The sequence below is a fragment of the Streptomyces sp. Y1 genome (assembly GCF_041053115.1).
In the GTDB taxonomy this organism is placed as follows: Bacteria; Actinomycetota; Actinomycetes; order Streptomycetales; family Streptomycetaceae; genus Kitasatospora; species Kitasatospora rubellomurina.
In genome coordinates this window covers 3,580,841-3,595,849 of sequence record NZ_CP163445.1, presented here as the reverse complement: position 1 = coordinate 3,595,849, position 15,009 = coordinate 3,580,841, and the positions used below count along the sequence as shown (strand labels likewise).

General features: G+C 74.7%; 17 protein-coding genes and 3 tRNA genes. 10 read left to right on the top strand and 10 right to left on the bottom strand.

Annotated elements, in window-relative coordinates:
• The first annotated feature begins 17 nt into the window (after window positions 1–17).
• Entirely contained in the window at window positions 18–1,721 is a 1,704-nt protein-coding gene (locus AB2U05_RS15215) for a proline--tRNA ligase (RefSeq protein ID WP_369183462.1), read from the top strand.
• A gap of 22 nt (window positions 1,722–1,743) precedes the next feature.
• Here the strand turns inward: AB2U05_RS15215 and AB2U05_RS15210 are convergent, their stop codons facing one another.
• The 7 genes from AB2U05_RS15210 to AB2U05_RS15180 all read right to left on the bottom strand — a co-directional run bounded on the left by AB2U05_RS15210 (window position 1,744) and on the right by AB2U05_RS15180 (window position 5,278).
• Window positions 1,744–2,331: a hypothetical protein gene (locus tag AB2U05_RS15210; protein ID WP_045698139.1), complete on the bottom strand. Its 588-nt coding sequence runs from the start codon at window positions 2,329–2,331 to the stop codon at window positions 1,744–1,746.
• A 23-nt stretch (window positions 2,332–2,354) separates the two neighbouring features.
• Complete coding sequence (locus AB2U05_RS15205; protein ID WP_369183461.1) at window positions 2,355–4,001, bottom strand: alpha/beta hydrolase; 1,647 nt, start codon at window positions 3,999–4,001, stop codon at window positions 2,355–2,357.
• A complete protein-coding gene (locus AB2U05_RS15200; protein ID WP_045709777.1) occupies window positions 3,998–4,312 on the bottom strand; it encodes a hypothetical protein in 315 nt (104 codons plus the stop codon). Before AB2U05_RS15200 ends, AB2U05_RS15205 begins: the two co-directional genes overlap by 4 nt.
• 167 nt (window positions 4,313–4,479) lie before the next feature.
• Window positions 4,480–4,556, bottom strand: a tRNA-Phe gene (locus AB2U05_RS15195).
• A 27-nt stretch (window positions 4,557–4,583) separates the two neighbouring features.
• Window positions 4,584–4,657: transfer RNA gene (locus tag AB2U05_RS15190), tRNA-Asp, on the bottom strand.
• A gap of 66 nt (window positions 4,658–4,723) precedes the next feature.
• Window positions 4,724–4,796: transfer RNA gene (locus tag AB2U05_RS15185), tRNA-Glu, on the bottom strand.
• Between the two features lie 140 nt (window positions 4,797–4,936).
• Window positions 4,937–5,278, bottom strand: a complete 342-nt coding sequence (locus tag AB2U05_RS15180; RefSeq protein WP_045704509.1) for a metallopeptidase family protein — start codon at window positions 5,276–5,278, stop codon at window positions 4,937–4,939.
• Between the two features lie 163 nt (window positions 5,279–5,441).
• On the opposite strand from AB2U05_RS15180, the gene crcB (AB2U05_RS15175) reads away from it, so the two are divergent.
• From crcB (AB2U05_RS15175) to AB2U05_RS15150, 6 genes are all read left to right on the top strand, one after another.
• On the top strand, window positions 5,442–5,867 hold the full coding sequence (crcB, locus tag AB2U05_RS15175; protein ID WP_369185957.1) for a fluoride efflux transporter CrcB: 426 nt from the start codon (window positions 5,442–5,444) through the stop codon (window positions 5,865–5,867).
• Entirely contained in the window at window positions 5,864–6,238 is a 375-nt protein-coding gene (locus tag AB2U05_RS15170; protein WP_045704507.1) for a DUF190 domain-containing protein, read from the top strand. Before crcB (AB2U05_RS15175) ends, AB2U05_RS15170 begins: the two co-directional genes overlap by 4 nt.
• Complete coding sequence (crcB, locus tag AB2U05_RS15165) at window positions 6,235–6,609, top strand: fluoride efflux transporter CrcB (protein WP_369183460.1); 375 nt, start codon at window positions 6,235–6,237, stop codon at window positions 6,607–6,609. The genes AB2U05_RS15170 and crcB (AB2U05_RS15165) overlap by 4 nt, the downstream gene beginning before the upstream one ends.
• 144 nt (window positions 6,610–6,753) lie before the next feature.
• Window positions 6,754–7,401 carry a hypothetical protein gene (locus AB2U05_RS15160; protein ID WP_369183459.1) on the top strand — a complete coding sequence of 216 codons (648 nt, stop codon included), beginning with the start codon at window positions 6,754–6,756 and terminating at the stop codon, window positions 7,399–7,401.
• A 195-nt stretch (window positions 7,402–7,596) separates the two neighbouring features.
• Entirely contained in the window at window positions 7,597–9,897 is a 2,301-nt protein-coding gene (locus AB2U05_RS15155; RefSeq protein WP_369183458.1) for a DEAD/DEAH box helicase, read from the top strand.
• Window positions 9,898–10,095: 198 nt separating this feature from the next.
• The gene (locus tag AB2U05_RS15150; protein WP_045701737.1) at window positions 10,096–10,920 is read left to right on the top strand and encodes a TIGR02452 family protein; all 825 of its coding nucleotides are present in this window, start codon (window positions 10,096–10,098) and stop codon (window positions 10,918–10,920) included.
• A 24-nt stretch (window positions 10,921–10,944) separates the two neighbouring features.
• Here the strand turns inward: AB2U05_RS15150 and AB2U05_RS15145 are convergent, their stop codons facing one another.
• Window positions 10,945–11,280, bottom strand: a complete 336-nt coding sequence (locus AB2U05_RS15145; protein ID WP_208615542.1) for a hypothetical protein — start codon at window positions 11,278–11,280, stop codon at window positions 10,945–10,947.
• A 105-nt stretch (window positions 11,281–11,385) separates the two neighbouring features.
• Complete coding sequence (locus AB2U05_RS15140; RefSeq protein ID WP_045701739.1) at window positions 11,386–12,480, bottom strand: hypothetical protein; 1,095 nt, start codon at window positions 12,478–12,480, stop codon at window positions 11,386–11,388.
• Between the two features lie 76 nt (window positions 12,481–12,556).
• On the opposite strand from AB2U05_RS15140, the gene AB2U05_RS15135 reads away from it, so the two are divergent.
• Both AB2U05_RS15135 and AB2U05_RS15130 read left to right on the top strand, forming a co-directional pair.
• The gene (locus AB2U05_RS15135) at window positions 12,557–12,745 is read left to right on the top strand and encodes a hypothetical protein (protein WP_369183457.1); all 189 of its coding nucleotides are present in this window, start codon (window positions 12,557–12,559) and stop codon (window positions 12,743–12,745) included.
• On the top strand, window positions 12,742–13,191 hold the full coding sequence (locus tag AB2U05_RS15130) for an RICIN domain-containing protein (RefSeq protein WP_369183456.1): 450 nt from the start codon (window positions 12,742–12,744) through the stop codon (window positions 13,189–13,191). The genes AB2U05_RS15135 and AB2U05_RS15130 overlap by 4 nt, the downstream gene beginning before the upstream one ends.
• 18 nt (window positions 13,192–13,209) lie before the next feature.
• On the opposite strand, the gene AB2U05_RS15125 is transcribed toward AB2U05_RS15130, so the two are convergent.
• The gene (locus AB2U05_RS15125; RefSeq protein WP_045709659.1) at window positions 13,210–13,902 is read right to left on the bottom strand and encodes a tyrosine-protein phosphatase; all 693 of its coding nucleotides are present in this window, start codon (window positions 13,900–13,902) and stop codon (window positions 13,210–13,212) included.
• A 379-nt stretch (window positions 13,903–14,281) separates the two neighbouring features.
• Between AB2U05_RS15125 and AB2U05_RS15120 the strand changes: the two genes are divergently transcribed.
• The gene (locus AB2U05_RS15120) at window positions 14,282–15,004 is read left to right on the top strand and encodes a nucleotidyltransferase domain-containing protein (RefSeq protein ID WP_369183455.1); all 723 of its coding nucleotides are present in this window, start codon (window positions 14,282–14,284) and stop codon (window positions 15,002–15,004) included.
• Window positions 15,005–15,009 lie beyond the last annotated feature (5 nt).

The following is a 15,009-nucleotide window of genomic DNA, read 5'->3' as shown; positions in this document are numbered from 1 at the left end:
GAGGACGGTCCCCGACCATGCGCTGGTCCCAGCTGTACGTACCCACCCTCCGGCAGGACCCGGCGGACGCGGACGCGGTGAGCCACCGCCTGCTGGTGCGGGGAGGGTTCGTCCGGCAGCTGATGGCCGGCCACTACTCGCTGCTGCCGCTGGCCGTGCGCGTGCGGGCGAAGATCATGGACGTCATCCGCGAGGAGATGGCCGCGATCGGCACCCAGGAGTTCGTCCTGCCCACCGTGCACCCGGCGGAGATCTGGGAGCGCAGCGGCCGCTCGGAGGTCATCGGCGAGGAGATGTTCCGGCTCCGGGACCGCAAGGGCGCGGACCTGGTGCTCGGCGTGACGCACGAGGAGATCTTCACCGTCCTGGCGCAGGAGCTGCGTTCGTACCGCGACCTGCCGCAGATGTGGTTCCAGTTCCAGACCAAGTTCCGCGACGAGCCCCGCCCGAAGAGCGGGCTGCTGCGGGTGCGCGAGTTCACCATGAAGGACTCGTACAGCTTCGACCTCGACGAGGCCGGCCTGGACCGGGCCTTCCGCCTGCACCGGGCCGCCTACGAGCGGATCTTCGCCCGGATCGGGCTGCCCGCCGTCGCCGTCCACGCGTCCAGCGGCGTCATGGGCGGCAGCGAGTCGGTGGAGTTCATGAGCCCGGCGGAGGCCGGCGAGGACCGGGTGGTGCGCTGCCCGGGCTGCGGCTACGCCGCGAACACCGAGAAGGCGACCTCCGCCCTGCCCGCCGTCGCGGACGGCCCCGGCCCGGACGCCCCCGAGCGCTTCGACACCCCCGACGCCCGCACCATCGAGGAGCTGGCCCGGCTGCACGGCGTCCCGGCCGAGCGGCAGGTCAAGACGCTGGTGTACGTGGTCGACGGGCAGCTCACCCTCGTCCTGCTGCGCGGCGACCACGCCCTGGCCGAGCAGAAGCTCGTCGACACCCTGGCCGCCAGGGCCCTGCGGCCCGCCACCCCCGAGGAGATCCAGGAGGCGCTCGGCGCCTCGCCCGGCAGCCTGGGCGCGGTCGGCGTCACCGACCTGCCCGTCCTCGCCGACGAGGCCCTGCGCGGCCGCACCGACCTGACCACCGGCGCCAACACGGACGGCGTCCACCTGCGCGGCGTGTCCGTCGAGCGGGACCTCGCGGTGCGGCGGTGGGCGGACCTGCGCGAGGTGGCCGCCGGCGAGGCCTGCCCCCGGTGCGGCGAGCCCCTGGAGGTGGTGGTCACGATCGAGGTGGGCCACATCTTCAAGATCGGCCGCAAGTACACCGAGGCGCTGGGCGTCTCGGTGCTCGGCCCGGACGGCGAGCGCGTCGCCCCGGTCATGGGCAGCTACGGCATCGGCGTCGAACGGGCGCTGGCCGCCGTCGTGGAGACCCACCACGACGACAAGGGCATCGTCTGGCCGGTCGCGGTCGCCCCCTTCGAGGCCGTCGTCACCGTCCTCGGCAGCACGGACGCGACCGTGGCCGAGACCGCCGAGGCCCTCTACCGGCAGCTGCGGGCCGAGCGGGTCGACGCCCTGCTGGACGACCGGGACGAGCGCCCCGGCGTGAAGTTCCGCGACGCCGAGCTGATCGGCATTCCGTACCGGATCACGGTCGGGGCCCGCGGCCTCGCCGGGGGCACCGTCGAGATCACCGCCCGCGCCACCGGCGAGACCCGGGCCGTCCCGCTCGCCGAGGCCGCGGACCACGTCCGCAAGCTGCTCACCGCCGCCTGACCGCCGCGCCCGCCCCCGGCGGTCAGGGCGTGGACGTGGGCGTGGGGGCGGGCGGGGCGGACGGCGGCATCAGGCACGGCGTGGTGACGCTCAGGACCATGCGGTCGTGGCCCGCGGTGCTGGCGACGTCGACGACGTACCGGCTGCTGGGGTGGCGCGCGCTGACGGTGGCGTCCGGCTCCGCGCCGTGGGACTCCTGGTACTCGGTGATCGTGAGGCCCTCGGCGGTGAGCCGGTCGCGGACCTTGCGGACGACGTCGTCGTGCTGGGCGTCCGGGACGGTGCTGTGGACGCCGTAGATCAGCTGGTAGCGGTCGTCGGGCGCGGACTCTCCGTTGCGGCCGACGCAGGAGGTGAAGACCGGGTCGGCGGGCTCGGCGTTGATCCGGATCCCGGCGGACTGGGCCAGGTGCTCGGTGAGCTGCTTCGCCCAGTCCAGCGTCTCCTGGCGGGACTTGACGGGCAGCGGGTCGTCCTTCCCGGTGCCGGGGCCGGTGGTGGGGCTGGTGCTGGACATGCAGGCTCCGAGGGTCGTGGCCAGCAGCGCCGTTGCCAGGAGCTGCTTCAGCCGGGTGCCGGTGAGCGGTGGACGGGTGGTCGGGTTGCGCATGGGGGTTCTTTCCGGCCGGCGGGTCAGTGGGGGATCGAACCCCAGAGCGGGTCCTCCTTCCAGGTGGTGCGGGGAGGCTTCCCGGCGATGATCTTGCCCTGGTTCTTCAGGCTGTCCGAGCCCTCGTCCCAGTAGCCGCCGTGCCCGGACGTGTCGATGTGGATGTTGTTCCCGCCGAACCCCGCGACGTGCGGGCTGGGGCCGAGCGAGAAGCCGCCGACCAGGCGGGTGGGGTCGTCGCTGGCCTCGCCGATCCACAGGTGGTCGGGGTTGACGTTCAGCTGCCCGGCGTAGAGCACGCCCATGCCCGGGCTGCCGAGGGTGACGATGTCGTCGGCGTCCAGGCCGTGGCTCCCGCCGCTGTCGGCGACGCCCACGGCGAAGCTGCCGTAGCTGTGCGCGATGTAGCTGAGGTGGGTCCGCGGATCGCCGTGCGCCACCCGCAGGCCGTTGGAGAAGCGGCGCATGTCCTCGGCGCCGTCGAGCCCGCGCATCGGGTTGGACGCCCCCGGCAGGCTCTCCGGGGCGTCGTAGCCGAGGTAGGAGACGACCGAGACGCTCTCGCCCTCCTTGGCGTACTGCTTGCCGTAGCCCTGCAGCTGCCGGATGCGGTCGATCTGGCCCGGCACGCCGTTGAAGTCGGTGTTCGTCCCGGGCACGAACACCGAGGTGTGGGTCGCCTTGTCGGGGTTGCCGGTCGCCACGATCGCGCGCCCGTCGCCCCCGAACGCCTCCGGTTCGAGCGCGAGCAGGAACAGCTGGTGCTGCTCGTCCTTCGCGTCGGCGTTCTCCTCCAGCTTCTTCCGGATCTCGGTCAGCGCGGCCTTGCGCTTGTCGAAGGCGCCCTGGTCGAGGCCGAAGGAGGCGGGCGTCCCGGCTTCCAGGGCGTCGAGCTTCTGGTCGAGGACGAGGCGATTGGCCTCGTCGCGGACGGTCGCCGGGATGCCGTCCAGGTTCCCGATCTTCGCCGCGTCCAGGGCGAGGTAGCTCTCCTGCTGGTCGGGGGTCAGGCTCTTCCACCAGTCGGCGTTCTTCTGCGGGTCCTTGCCGTCCGGGACGTACGGGTCGACCAGCCCGAGGTCCTTCATGACGTCGGCGACGTCGGTGCGGGTCTCGGCCACGGCGCCCTTCCCCCGCTGCTCGCCGAGGATGTCGGCGCCCAGGTGGCCGAGCGCCTTGTTGCCCTGGTCGCTGGCCGTTCGGGCGTCCTTGATGGCAGTGTCGATCCGCTGCTGGAAGCTCGTCTTCAGCTCGGCGAGGCTGCGGCGCGCGGCCTGCGCGTCGGGGTCGTTGTGCTCGCCCGGGCCCTCCGGCGGGAGGTCGACGATCCCCTCGGCGGACACCGTCAGCTTGGCGTCCTGGGCGCGGTGCACGGCGTTCGTCAGGTTGGTCTGCGCCTGGTGGATCCGGTCCGCGACGGTGTTCAGGGCCAGCGCGGCGGCCTCCGCCTCCACCCGGACGATGCCGAGCCGCTGCTCGGTCAGGTCCATGAACGGGAAGGCGGCCTCGGCGTCCGCGCCCTTCCAGCCCCGGCGCAGCGGGCCGTTCACCTGGCTGCGGTGCCGGGTGGCCGTGCTCTCCATGGTGTGGGCGAGCGCCTTCCACGCCTTCGCGGCGTCGCGCAGCCCGTGCGGGTCGAAGGCGACCAGCAGCTCGTAGGCGCTGCTCACTGCGCCGCCTTCTGCGGCTGCTTCCAGGCGTCCGCGGTCGCCTGTTCGTTGTGCGCGTGGGCGGTGGCGCTGGCCTGCAGGTTGGTGCCGGTGTCGGTGAGCCGCTTCTTGAGCGCGTCGAGCGGCGCCTTCCAGTCGGTGCCGAGCTTGCCCAGGCCCGCGGCGATCGACCAGCCGGTGAGTTGGCCGGCGGCGGTGGTGGCCGAGGTGAGCGCGTCCTTCACCGGTTGGTCGACCTCCTCGGCGAGGGTTTTCGCCACCCCTGAGGAGGCGGTGAGCGCCTGTGGATCGACGGTGACCTGGTCGGCCATGGTGATTCCCCCGAATCGGCTGGTGCGTGCGCGCGGCCCGGTCGGACGGCAGGCCGGGACGGCGGCGTTAAGCACCCATATGGATGATCACCAGATCATATGGGCGGTTCGGGGGTCTTCGGGGAACGCGAAAGGCCCCGCAGAGCGATCTCTGCGGGGCCTTCCTGTGGTGGCCAGGGCCGGGGTCGAACCGGCGACCTTCCGCTTTTCAGGCGGACGCTCGTACCAACTGAGCTACCTGGCCGTACTGCACCGCCTCTTGCGAGACGAGCGATCCCGACGGGACTTGAACCCGCGACCTCCACCTTGACAGGGTGGCGAGCTAACCAACTGCTCCACGGGACCTTGTAGTGGCGAACCACTAAGGTCTTGCGGCACTGCACTGTACTACGGTACTGCCTTGGTACTGCGTGCCCCCAACGGGATTCGAACCCGTGCTACCGCCTTGAAAGGGCGGCGTCCTGGGCCACTAGACGATGAGGGCTTGCGGCCTGTCCCGCCGTTTCCGGCGTCTCGGGGACGTCGAGAAGCATATGGGATGCCGGGCGGATCGCCAAAACGGGTTTCGGCCGGTCGGGAGCCGGGCCCGTGGGGCCGGGGCCCGGGCGGGGTGCGGCGCCCGGCTCAGGACCAGCCGAGCTCGTCGAGCTCGTGGTCGTCGAAGCCGAAGTGGTGGGCGACCTCGTGGATGACGGTGGTGCGGACCTCCTCGACGACCTGCTCGCGGGTCTCGCAGTGCCGCAGGGTGGGGCCGCGGTAGATCAGGATGCGGTCGGGCAGGACGCCGGCGTACCACTCGCCGCGCTCGGTGAGCGGGGTGCCCTCGTAGAGGCCGAGGAGTTCCGGGTCGCCGGGGTCGGGTTCGTCCTCGACGAAGATCGCGACGTTGTCCATCATCGCCGCGAGCTGCGGGGGGATCTGGTCGAGGGCGTCGGCGACCAGCGTCTCGAAGTCGTCCCGGGTCATCTCCACCGGATCATTGTCGGGTCTGGGGTGACGGTGTGCCAGGCAGCGGAGGCCGGTGTTTGATGGGGTGGTGACGACCTCGGAGGACGCGGTGGAGGACGCCGTGACCGGCGCTGCGGAGACCGGCGCCGCGGACCGCCCGGCGCGCCCGGCGCGGCCACCGGTGCTGCGCGGACAGGGGCCGGCCGTGGCGGTGGTCGCGCTCGGCGGGGCGATCGGCGCGGTGGCGCGGTACGCGGCCGGGCTGGGCTGGGAGACCGGGTCGACGGCCTTCCCGTGGACGACGCTGCTGATCAACGTGGTCGGCTGCGCGGTGATCGGGGTGTTCCTGGTGGCGATCACCGAGGGGCGCCCGGCGCACCCGCTGCTGCGGCCGTTCTTCGGCACCGGCGTGCTGGGCGGCTTCACCACCTTCTCGACGTACGCGGTGGACGTCCGGCGGCTGCTGGAGGCGGGCCGGCTCGGGCCCGGGCTGGCGTACCTCGGGCTGACCCTGGCGGCCGCGATGGGCGCGGTGTGGACGGCGGCGGTGCTGACCAGGCGTCTGATCCACCGCCCGGCCGGGTCCGTGCGAGGCGGTGCCCGGTGAGCCGGCTGAGCGGCCCGGCGCTGCGGCTGACGGTGCTGGTGGGCGAGAGCGACACCTGGCACCACCGCCCGCTGTACAGCGAGATCGTGCACCGGGCGCGGGCGGCCGGCCTGGCCGGGGCGAGCGTGTTCCGGGGGATCGAGGGCTTCGGCGCCTCCTCGCTGGTGCACACGGCGCGGCTGCTGTCGCTGAGCGAGGACCTGCCGGTGGCGGTGCTGGTCGTGGACGAGGAGGAGCGGGTGCGGGCGTTCCTGCCGCAGTTGGAGGAACTGGTCGCGGAGGGGCTGGTGCTGCTCGACCGGTGCGAGGTGGTCCGGTACGCGGGCCGGGGTGTCGGCGGGAGCGCGTCCGGGGCCGGGGGCGCCGAGTGAACTGGCTGCTGGTGGTGGCGGGAGCGGTGGTCGGCGCGCCGCTGCGGTACCTGACCGACCGGGCGGTGCAGTCCCGGCACGACTCGGTGTTCCCGTGGGGGACGTTCACGGTGAACGTGTTCGGCTGCCTGGTGCTGGGGCTGGTGGCGGGCGCGGTGACGGCCGGCGCGGCCTCCTCGCACGTCCAACTCCTGGTCGGGACGGGCTTCTGCGGGGCGCTGACGACGTACTCGACGTTCTCGTACGAGACGCTGCGGCTGGCCGAGTCCGGCGCCGGGCGGTACGCGGTGGCGAACGTCGCGGGCAGCCTGGTGGCGGGCCTGGCGGCGGTGTACGCGGGGGCGGGGCTGGCCTCGGCGCTCTGGGGCTGAGCGCCCCGGGGGGCTGTCGCCGAGCGGCCTTCCGCCGCGCCCGCGGGTGCGGCGCCCGTGTCCCGCCGGGGTGGGCGCGCGTTGGGCACCGGAAGCGGCCGCGCGCCAGGAGCGGCCCGGGCGGGGCGGTGGAGAGGGAACGCGGTGGCTTCGGTGCGTACGGTGCGGGTGGTGCGGGCGGCGGCGGTGCTGGCGGTGGCCGGGCTGGGGCTGACCGGGTGCATGTCGGTCGGTTCGGCGGCCGAGGAGAAGCACGGTGTGGCGCCGGTCGGGCAGGTCGGCCCGGCGGGCAAGCCGGGGGCGACGGGCGGTCCCTCGGCCTCGCCGGGGGCCGGGCGCCCCGGCGGTGCGGCCGGGCGCGCGGAGCACCAGGGGGGCTTGCAGGCGGAGAACGCGCCGGGCGGCGGTGCGGCCAGCGCGCCGGGGGAGCCCGCGCCGGGCGCGAACGGCGCGGTGGCCGGCGTGGTCCCGGTGCCGGGGGCGGGCAGCCCGGAGGGCGCGCCGGGCGGAAGCGGTGCGGCGGGCGGCGCGAACGCCAGCCCCGCGCCGCACCCCGGCGGCGGCACCTCGGCCGGGTCCGGTGCCTCGTCCGGGGCCGGCGGCGCGGGCGGCACCGGCGACGGCCGCTCGGGCGGCGGCACCGGGGGCACGCCCTCGGCCACCCCGAGCGGACGCCCCTCGGGCACCCCCGAGCCCGAGCACACCCCGCCCGCCACCACGCCGCCGTCCCCCGAGCCGTCCCCGGGCGGCTCCGGTTCCCCGGCCCCGAGCCCCCGCGCGGGCGCACACTAGCGGGCTGGCCAGGGCATTTGCCTCCGATCCCCAGGGTCCTCTATGGTGGTAGATCGTTCGTTTGATTCATTTGACTGGCGCCCTAATCCCATCTGGCGCCCTTGGCGCGTTCCGGCGATCCGTGGCTGACCGCATAGAGGCGGTTGTGAAACAGAACCCCGGACTTTGGCGCGTGCCACTTCCGGAAGGTTTTGCATGTCTCTCGTTGACGACGCCCGCTTCGCCATGCCCGCGAACGAGGCTGCCGCCGATGTCACCGACACCACCGACACCACCGAGCTGATCGCCGAGGCCGAGGAGATCGCCGCCGAGGCCGCCTCGGAGACCACCGAGGACGCCGCGGAGGACACCGCCGCCGAGGCCGCGGAGCCCACCATCACCTTCGGCGACCTGGGCCTGCACGACGACGTCGTCCGCGCCCTCGCCAAGCGCGGCGTCACCACCCCGTTCCCGATCCAGGCCGCGACCATCCCGGACGCCCTGGCCGGCAAGGACGTGCTGGGCCGCGGCCGCACCGGCTCCGGCAAGACCCTCAGCTTCGGCCTGCCGCTGCTGACCCGCCTCGCCGACGGCGAGCGCACCCGCGCCAAGCACCCGCGCGGCCTGATCCTGGTCCCGACCCGCGAGCTGGCCATGCAGGTCGCCGACGCCCTGGAGCCCTTCGGCTCGGTGCTCGGCCTGCGCCTCAAGGTCGTCTGCGGCGGCACCTCGATGTCGAACCAGATCTACGCGCTGGAGCGCGGCGTCGACATCCTGGTCGCCACCCCGGGCCGGCTGCGCGACCTGCTGAACCGCGGCTCCGCCAAGCTGGACGACGTCCAGACCGTCGTCCTCGACGAGGCCGACCAGATGGCCGACATGGGCTTCCTGCCCGAGGTCACCGAGATCCTCGACCAGGTGCCGGCCGGCGGCCAGCGCCTGCTGTTCTCCGCCACCCTGGAGAACGAGATCGACACCCTGGTGAAGCGCTACCTGAAGAGCCCGGTCACCCACGAGGTCGACCCGTCGGCCGGCGCCGTCACCACCATGACCCACCACATCCTCGTGGTGAAGCCCAAGGACAAGGCGCCGATCACCAACGCGATCGCCGCCCGCAAGGGCCGCACGATCATCTTCGTCCGCACCCAGATGGGCGCCGACCGCGTCGCCGAGCAGCTGATCGAGGCCGGCGTGAAGGCCGACGCGCTGCACGGCGGCATGACCCAGGGCGCCCGCACCCGCGTCCTCGGCGACTTCAAGGACGGCTACGTCAACGTCGTCGTCGCCACCGACGTCGCCGCCCGCGGCATCCACGTCGACGGCATCGACCTGGTCCTCAACGTGGACCCGGCCGGCGACCACAAGGACTACCTGCACCGCTCCGGCCGCACCGCCCGGGCCGGCCGCTCCGGCGCCGTCGTCACCCTGGTGCTGCCGCACCAGCGCCGCGGCGTCTTCCGCCTGATGGAGGACGCGGGCGTCGACGCCAGCCGCCACATCCTGGACCACGCCTTCGACGCCGAGGTCGCCAAGATCACCGGCGCCCGCTCGCTGACCGAGGTCCAGGCGGAGAGCGCCGCCAACATCGCCGGTGCCGCCGAGCGCGAGCTCGCCGACATGACCCGCCAGCTGGAGCGCGCGCAGCGCCGCGCCACCGAGCTGCGCGAGGAGGCCGACCGCCTCGCCGCCCGTGCGGCGCGCGAGCGGGCCGAGCTGGGCATCGAGGACGAGGAGCCGGCCGCCGAGGCGGACGGCGAGACCGCGGCCGAGGCCCCGGCCGTCGCCGAGGCCGCCGCCGCCGCCGTTCCGGCGCAGCAGTCCGAGGAGCGCGCGCCGTCGTACCGCGAGGCGCGCGGCGAGCGTCCGGCCTTCGGCCGTGACCGCGACCGTGACCGTGACCGGGACGACCGTCGCTCCGGTGGCTTCGGTGGTCGCGACCGTGACGACCGTCGTTCGGGTGGTTTCGGTGGCCGTGGCGGCGATGACCGTCGTTCGGGTGGTTTCGACCGCGACCGCGGTGGCTTCGGTGGCCGTGACCGTGACGACCGTCGTTCGGGTGGTTTCGGTGGCCGTGGCGGCGATGACCGTCGTTCGGGTGGTTTCGACCGCGACCGCGGTGGCTTCGGTGGCCGTGACCGTGACGACCGTCGTTCGGGTGGTTTCGGTGGCCGTGGCGGCGATGACCGTCGTTCGGGTGGTTTCGACCGCGACCGCGGTGGCTTCGGTGGCCGCGACCGGGACGACCGCCGCTCCGGCGGCTTCGGCGAGCGTTCGTTCGGCGACCGCCCGGCCCGCTCCTTCGGCGACCGCCCGTCCTTCGGCCGTGACCGGGACGAGCGCGGCGGCAACAGCCGTCCGTTCGCCCGCCGCGACGACCACCGCTCCGGCGGCCGTCCGCAGGGCAACGGCTTCGGCCGCGACGACCGCGGCACCCGCTCCGGCGGCTTCGGCGGCCGCGACCGTGACGACCGCGGCGGCTTCAACCGCGAGGACCGCAAGCCGCGTTGGAAGAACTGACCCGGTACGGCCGGTAGTCCTCGACCGCCGGCCGCGCTGAACGACTGAACACACGAAGGGCCCGCTCCGTCCCCCGGAGCGGGCCCTTCGCGTTCCCCCGATACCCCCCGACACCTCCGGCAAGCCCCCCGAGGTGTTGTTCTGGAAGTGAGAATAACCTGTGGCGCGCGTCGGCGGTAGTCCCGTAGCGTCACGGACATGAGCAGCAGACTGCACGACGTGGCACGGGTGAACGAGGAGATCGCCGAGCGGGGGAGCTACCGGACGGCCGGGGGCGAACTCGTGCGGGTGGGGGAGGAACTGACGGCGGCGAGGGCCGGCACGGTGTCGTACCGGCCGGAGGCGCTGGACGCGCTGCTGGCCGCCGGGGCGCCGGGGCCGGGCCCGGCCGGCGGGCGGATCGAGGTGACGGCCGAGGGCAGCGTCGAGGCCGCCGGGCGGCTGGTCGCGGCCGGGGCCGGGCCGGTCGGGGTGCTGAACTTCGCCTCCGCGCGCAACCCCGGCGGCGGCTACCTGCGCGGCGCCCGCGCCCAGGAGGAGGACCTGTGCCGCAGCGCGCTGCTGTACTCCTGCCTGCTGGAGGCGCCGGACTACTACGAGGCGCACCGGGCCTCGGACGACCTACGGTACAGCCACCGGGTGATCGTCTCGCCGGGCGTGCCGGTGATCCGCGGCGGGCGCGGCGAGCTGCTGGCCCGCCCGTACCCGGTCACCTTCCTGACCTCGCCCGCGCCCAACGCGGGCCAGCTGGAGCGGCGTTCGGCCGGCACCGACGTACGGGGCGTGCTCGCCGCGCGGGCCGAGCGGGTGCTGGCGGCCGCCGCCCGGCACGAGGTCCGCGCGCTGGTGCTCGGCGCCTGGGGCTGCGGGGTGTTCCGCAACGACCCGGCGCAGGTCGCCGAGGCGTTCGAGGGCGCGCTGGCCCGGTACGGGGCGGCCTTCGAGCGGGTGGTGTTCGCGGTCTGGGACCGCTCGCCGGTCTCGGTGAACCGGGCCGCCTTCGAGGCACGGTTCGGGCGCTGACCGGCGCCTCCGGGGGCGGGGGCGTTACCGCTTGCGGGCGCCGAGCACCGTCGCGGCGGTGGAGGCCGCCGCGACCACGCCGGTGACGGCGAACACGGCCGGCCAGGCACCGATCCGCTTCGCCAGCGGGTGCGAGCCGCCGAAGGCCGCCACGTACAGGCCGGTCAGCGCCGCCGCGGCGCCCGTGCCCGCGCTGCGGCGCCACTGCGCGGCCGCCCCGGCGCCGGCCACCGCCAGCACCGCGCCGCCGAGTTCGCGCCGGCCGCTCCAGCGGGCGACGCCGTAGCCGCCGACCAGACCGCTCGCCGCGGTCAGCGCGGCGGGCGCGGCGGACACCAGCGCGTTCGGGACCTTCGCCATCGTCGGCTCCACTCGGTAGGGGCTTCGTCGGCTTCCGACCCTAACGCGCCGAACACGGCGGCCGCCGGGGGCCTCGGGGCGTCCGGGGGCCGCCGGGGCGGGGCGCTACCCGAAGGCCGCGGCCGTGGACACGCCCGGCACCGTCCGGGCCAGCAGCCGGGCGGCCTCCGCCGGGTCGAGCACCCGCTCCAGCCGCAGGTCCCCCGGGAGCTCCTGGAGGAACCGCCCGGCCGTCCAGGTGCGCTCGTACGGCAGCGGCTCCAGCACCAGGGTGCGGACGCCGTCCAGCAGCGGGACGTCGGCGGGCGTCCCCTCGTTCCAGAGCCAGGAGCCGTCCGGCGCGACCAGGTTGAACGCGCCGGTGGCGATCAGCCGGCGGCCGTCCACGAACGCGGTGCGGGCCAGCGCCACCACCTCCGGGTCCTGCGGGGCGCCGGGCAGGTGGCCGCCGCCGATCAGCACGTCGGCGAGCAGGGTGTGCAGCTGGAAGGTGTCGCTCAGGCCGCTCATCCGCAGCAGGTAGCCGGTGCCGCTCGGGCGGTCGAGGACCAGCAGCGGCTCGTCGTCGAGCACCTGCGCCAGGTGGGTCAGGCCCCGGAAGTCGTGGTTGTCGCCCTCGTAGCGGCCGATCAGCTCCAGCAGCACCTCCGTCACGCCCGAGGCGCGGGCCTCGGCCCGGACCGGCGGGTGCGCGTACACCGCGAACGCGGCCATCTGCCACAGGTGCAGCGTCCACCAGCCGGCGACGGCCAGGAAGGCGTGCCACTCGTCCAGCTGCCGCGGGTCCTCGATCCGCGCGTGCGCCTCGGCCGGGTCGTCCTCCATCGGGTCGGGCAGCTCGCCGCCGCCCGTCCGCGCCCAGCGCTCCACCAGCCGCTGCGCGCCGGTCAGCGCCCCGCGCAGGCCGGCCAGCACCGGGCCCGCGCAGGCCACCGGGTCGGCGCCCTGCTCGACGCAGGCGCCGACCATCATGGCCAGGTGGGCGCGGGGGAACGGCGGGGTGCCCGGCAGCAGCGCCGCCAGCCGGGGGCCGGCCGCCCGCTGCTCGTCGGGCCCGGCCGCGCCGAAGAGGCCGCCCAGCTCGGCCAGCGCCCGGCCGACGTGCTCGTCCTCCCCGGCCGCGACCACGGCCTCCAACTCGGCGACCGCGTCGAGGAGAGCGGGCGGACGGCGGTGCGAGGGCGTCTGATCGATGGACATTCGCCGCAGCATAGGCGGCGGAGCCCGTTCACCGGAAACCTCCCCGGAATTCGGACCGGTGACGGATGCTCGCGCGGTGACCGCGTCAAATGCCGTCCCCACCAGGCCGGATGGGAGGGCGGCGCTCAGCCTGCCGCAGGCGTCCGCGCTCGACCAGGTCGGCGCGGTGGCGGCGGTGCCGGCCGCCGTCTTCGGCTACGAGGCCCACGAGGGCGGCCCGCTGCGCGGCGGTCTGTCGGACCCCGGTGGGAGACTGCGATCGTGACCAACCTCGCGATCACCGACGGCCGCTACCTGATCCGCAACGTCGGCACCGGCCTGCTGTTGGAGGTCGCCGACGCCTCCAAGCGCAGCGGCGCCAAGGTCCGCGTCGGCGCGGACGACGGCTCCGACGCCCAGCTGTGGCAGCTCACCGCCGTCCACCCGGGCGGCGCGCTCGTCCACATCGAGAACGCCGGCAGCGGCAAGCGCCTCGACGTCACCGGGGCCGCCACCGAGGACGGCGTGCCGATCCAGCAGTGGTCGGCGAACGCCTTCGGCGCCCAGGAGTGGCTGCTCGAAGCCCACGTCGACGCCCCGGGCACCTACACCGTCACCAGCTTCATCAGCGGCAAGCCGCTCACCGCCGCCGAACCGCCCGAGGACGCCGTCCGGCAGTGGGAGGACGTCGACTCGCCCGCGCAGTGGTGGCGGTTCGAGCGGCGGGACTGAGCGTGCCCGCGGGCACGCTCAGGACAGGTTGGCGCGCAGGGCCGCGAGTTCGTCCTCGGTGACGCCGTGCGCCGCCAGGAAGGCGGGGAGGCTGCCGTGCCGGGTGCGGATGGTGTCGAGCGCGGAGGCCAGGTGCTCGGCGCCGACCGGGCGGGAGACACGCTCGGTGCCGGTCTCGTCGACGTACGGGACCGGACCCTTGTCCAGCCCGAGGCCGAGGTTGGAGCGCAGGAAGTCCGCGGTGATCTCGTCCTCGTCCGCGCCGAGCAGCGACTGCAGGACGGCGATGGTCAGGCCGGTGCGGTCCTTGCCGACCGCGCAGTGCACGACGGCCGGGCCGGTGGCCGGGTCGGCGAGCAGGCGGACGACGCCGGCGATCGAGCGGCCGCCGGTCTCGGCCATGAACGGGTAGAGGGCGGCCTGGTCCTCGGGCCAGGGCTGGTCGACGTCCTCGCGGTTGGCCGGCAGGGTCGGCAGGTTGACGGAGTCGAGATCGAGCCCGTGCCGCTGGTCCGGCCAGACCTCCAGCTCGACGGGGCTGCGCAGGTCGATCACCGTGCGCAGGCCGAGGGCCTTGAGGCGGCGGGCGCCTTCCTCGGTGAGGGTGTGGAAGGAGCCGGAGCGGAACAGCACACCGCGGCGGAGGCCGCCGATCCCGCCCGCGTCACGGAAGTTGCGCACACCGGGGATCTCGATGAAGGCGTCGGTCATGTGCCCCACCGTACGGGCGGGGCGGGCCCGGGGGAAGGAAACCGGGGGAGGCCGCTGGGCGTCCGCCGGTTTCCCGCCGCCCTGCGCACGGGGCCCGCTCAGCGCCCGCCCAGCGCCCGCTCAGCGCCCGCCGGACACCTCCAGGAACGCCCCGGTGGTAGCCGCGCCGGGCGGCCAGCAGGGCGGTGGCGGCGCCGATGTCGCGGCCGCCACCGGTGACGAGCAGGACCTCTTCGGGATCGTTGGTGGTCGACATGTTCCGTACGCTACACGGCAGTTCGATCATCCAGCGGGAGCGTGCGGCCGGAATTCGGTGGCCGCGGCGAAGCCCGCCGGAGAGGATGCGGTACCCGGCCGACCTACCCGAGAGGAGCCGACCTTGCCCGCGTCCACGCCCCCGCCCGTGTCCCCCGGAGCCGGCGCCCCCGGGACCGTCCTGCTCGCCGGCATCGTCGGCTCCACCGCCTACGGCTTCGCCCACGCCGGCTCCGACGTCGACCGGCTGGGCCTGTTCGCCACCCCCACCGAGGAGTTGCACGGCCTGGACCGCCCGGCCGAGTCGTACGTCACCACCGCGCCCGACCTCACCCTGCACGAGGCCGCCAAGTGGTGCCGCTTGGCGCTGAACTGCAACCCGACCGCCTCCGAGCTCGTCTGGCTGCCCGACGACCTGTACGAGACCCGTACCCCGCTCGGCGCCGAACTCGTCGCCATCCGCTCGACGTTCCTCAGCGCCCCGGCCGTGCGCAGGGCCTACCTCGGCTACGCCGACCAGCAGTTCCGCAAACTGCTCACCCGCGACACCGCCGAGCCGGCCGCCCGCCGCCGGGCCGCCAAGCACGCCCGCCACCTCGTCCGGCTGACCGAACAGGCCGTCCGCCTGCACGAGACCGGCCGGCACCTGATCCGCCTGCCCGACCCCGAACGCGTCCGCGAGCTCGGCGAACGCATCGCCGACCGTCCGGACTCCGCCGAACTCCTCCTCGCCGCGGCCGCCGAACGCCTCTCCCGCCCCGGCGTCCTGCCCGACGCCCCCGACCGGCGCCCCGCCGAGGCCTGGCTCCGACGCGTCCGCGCCGCTCACTACCGGCCGCCGGCCTGAGCGCC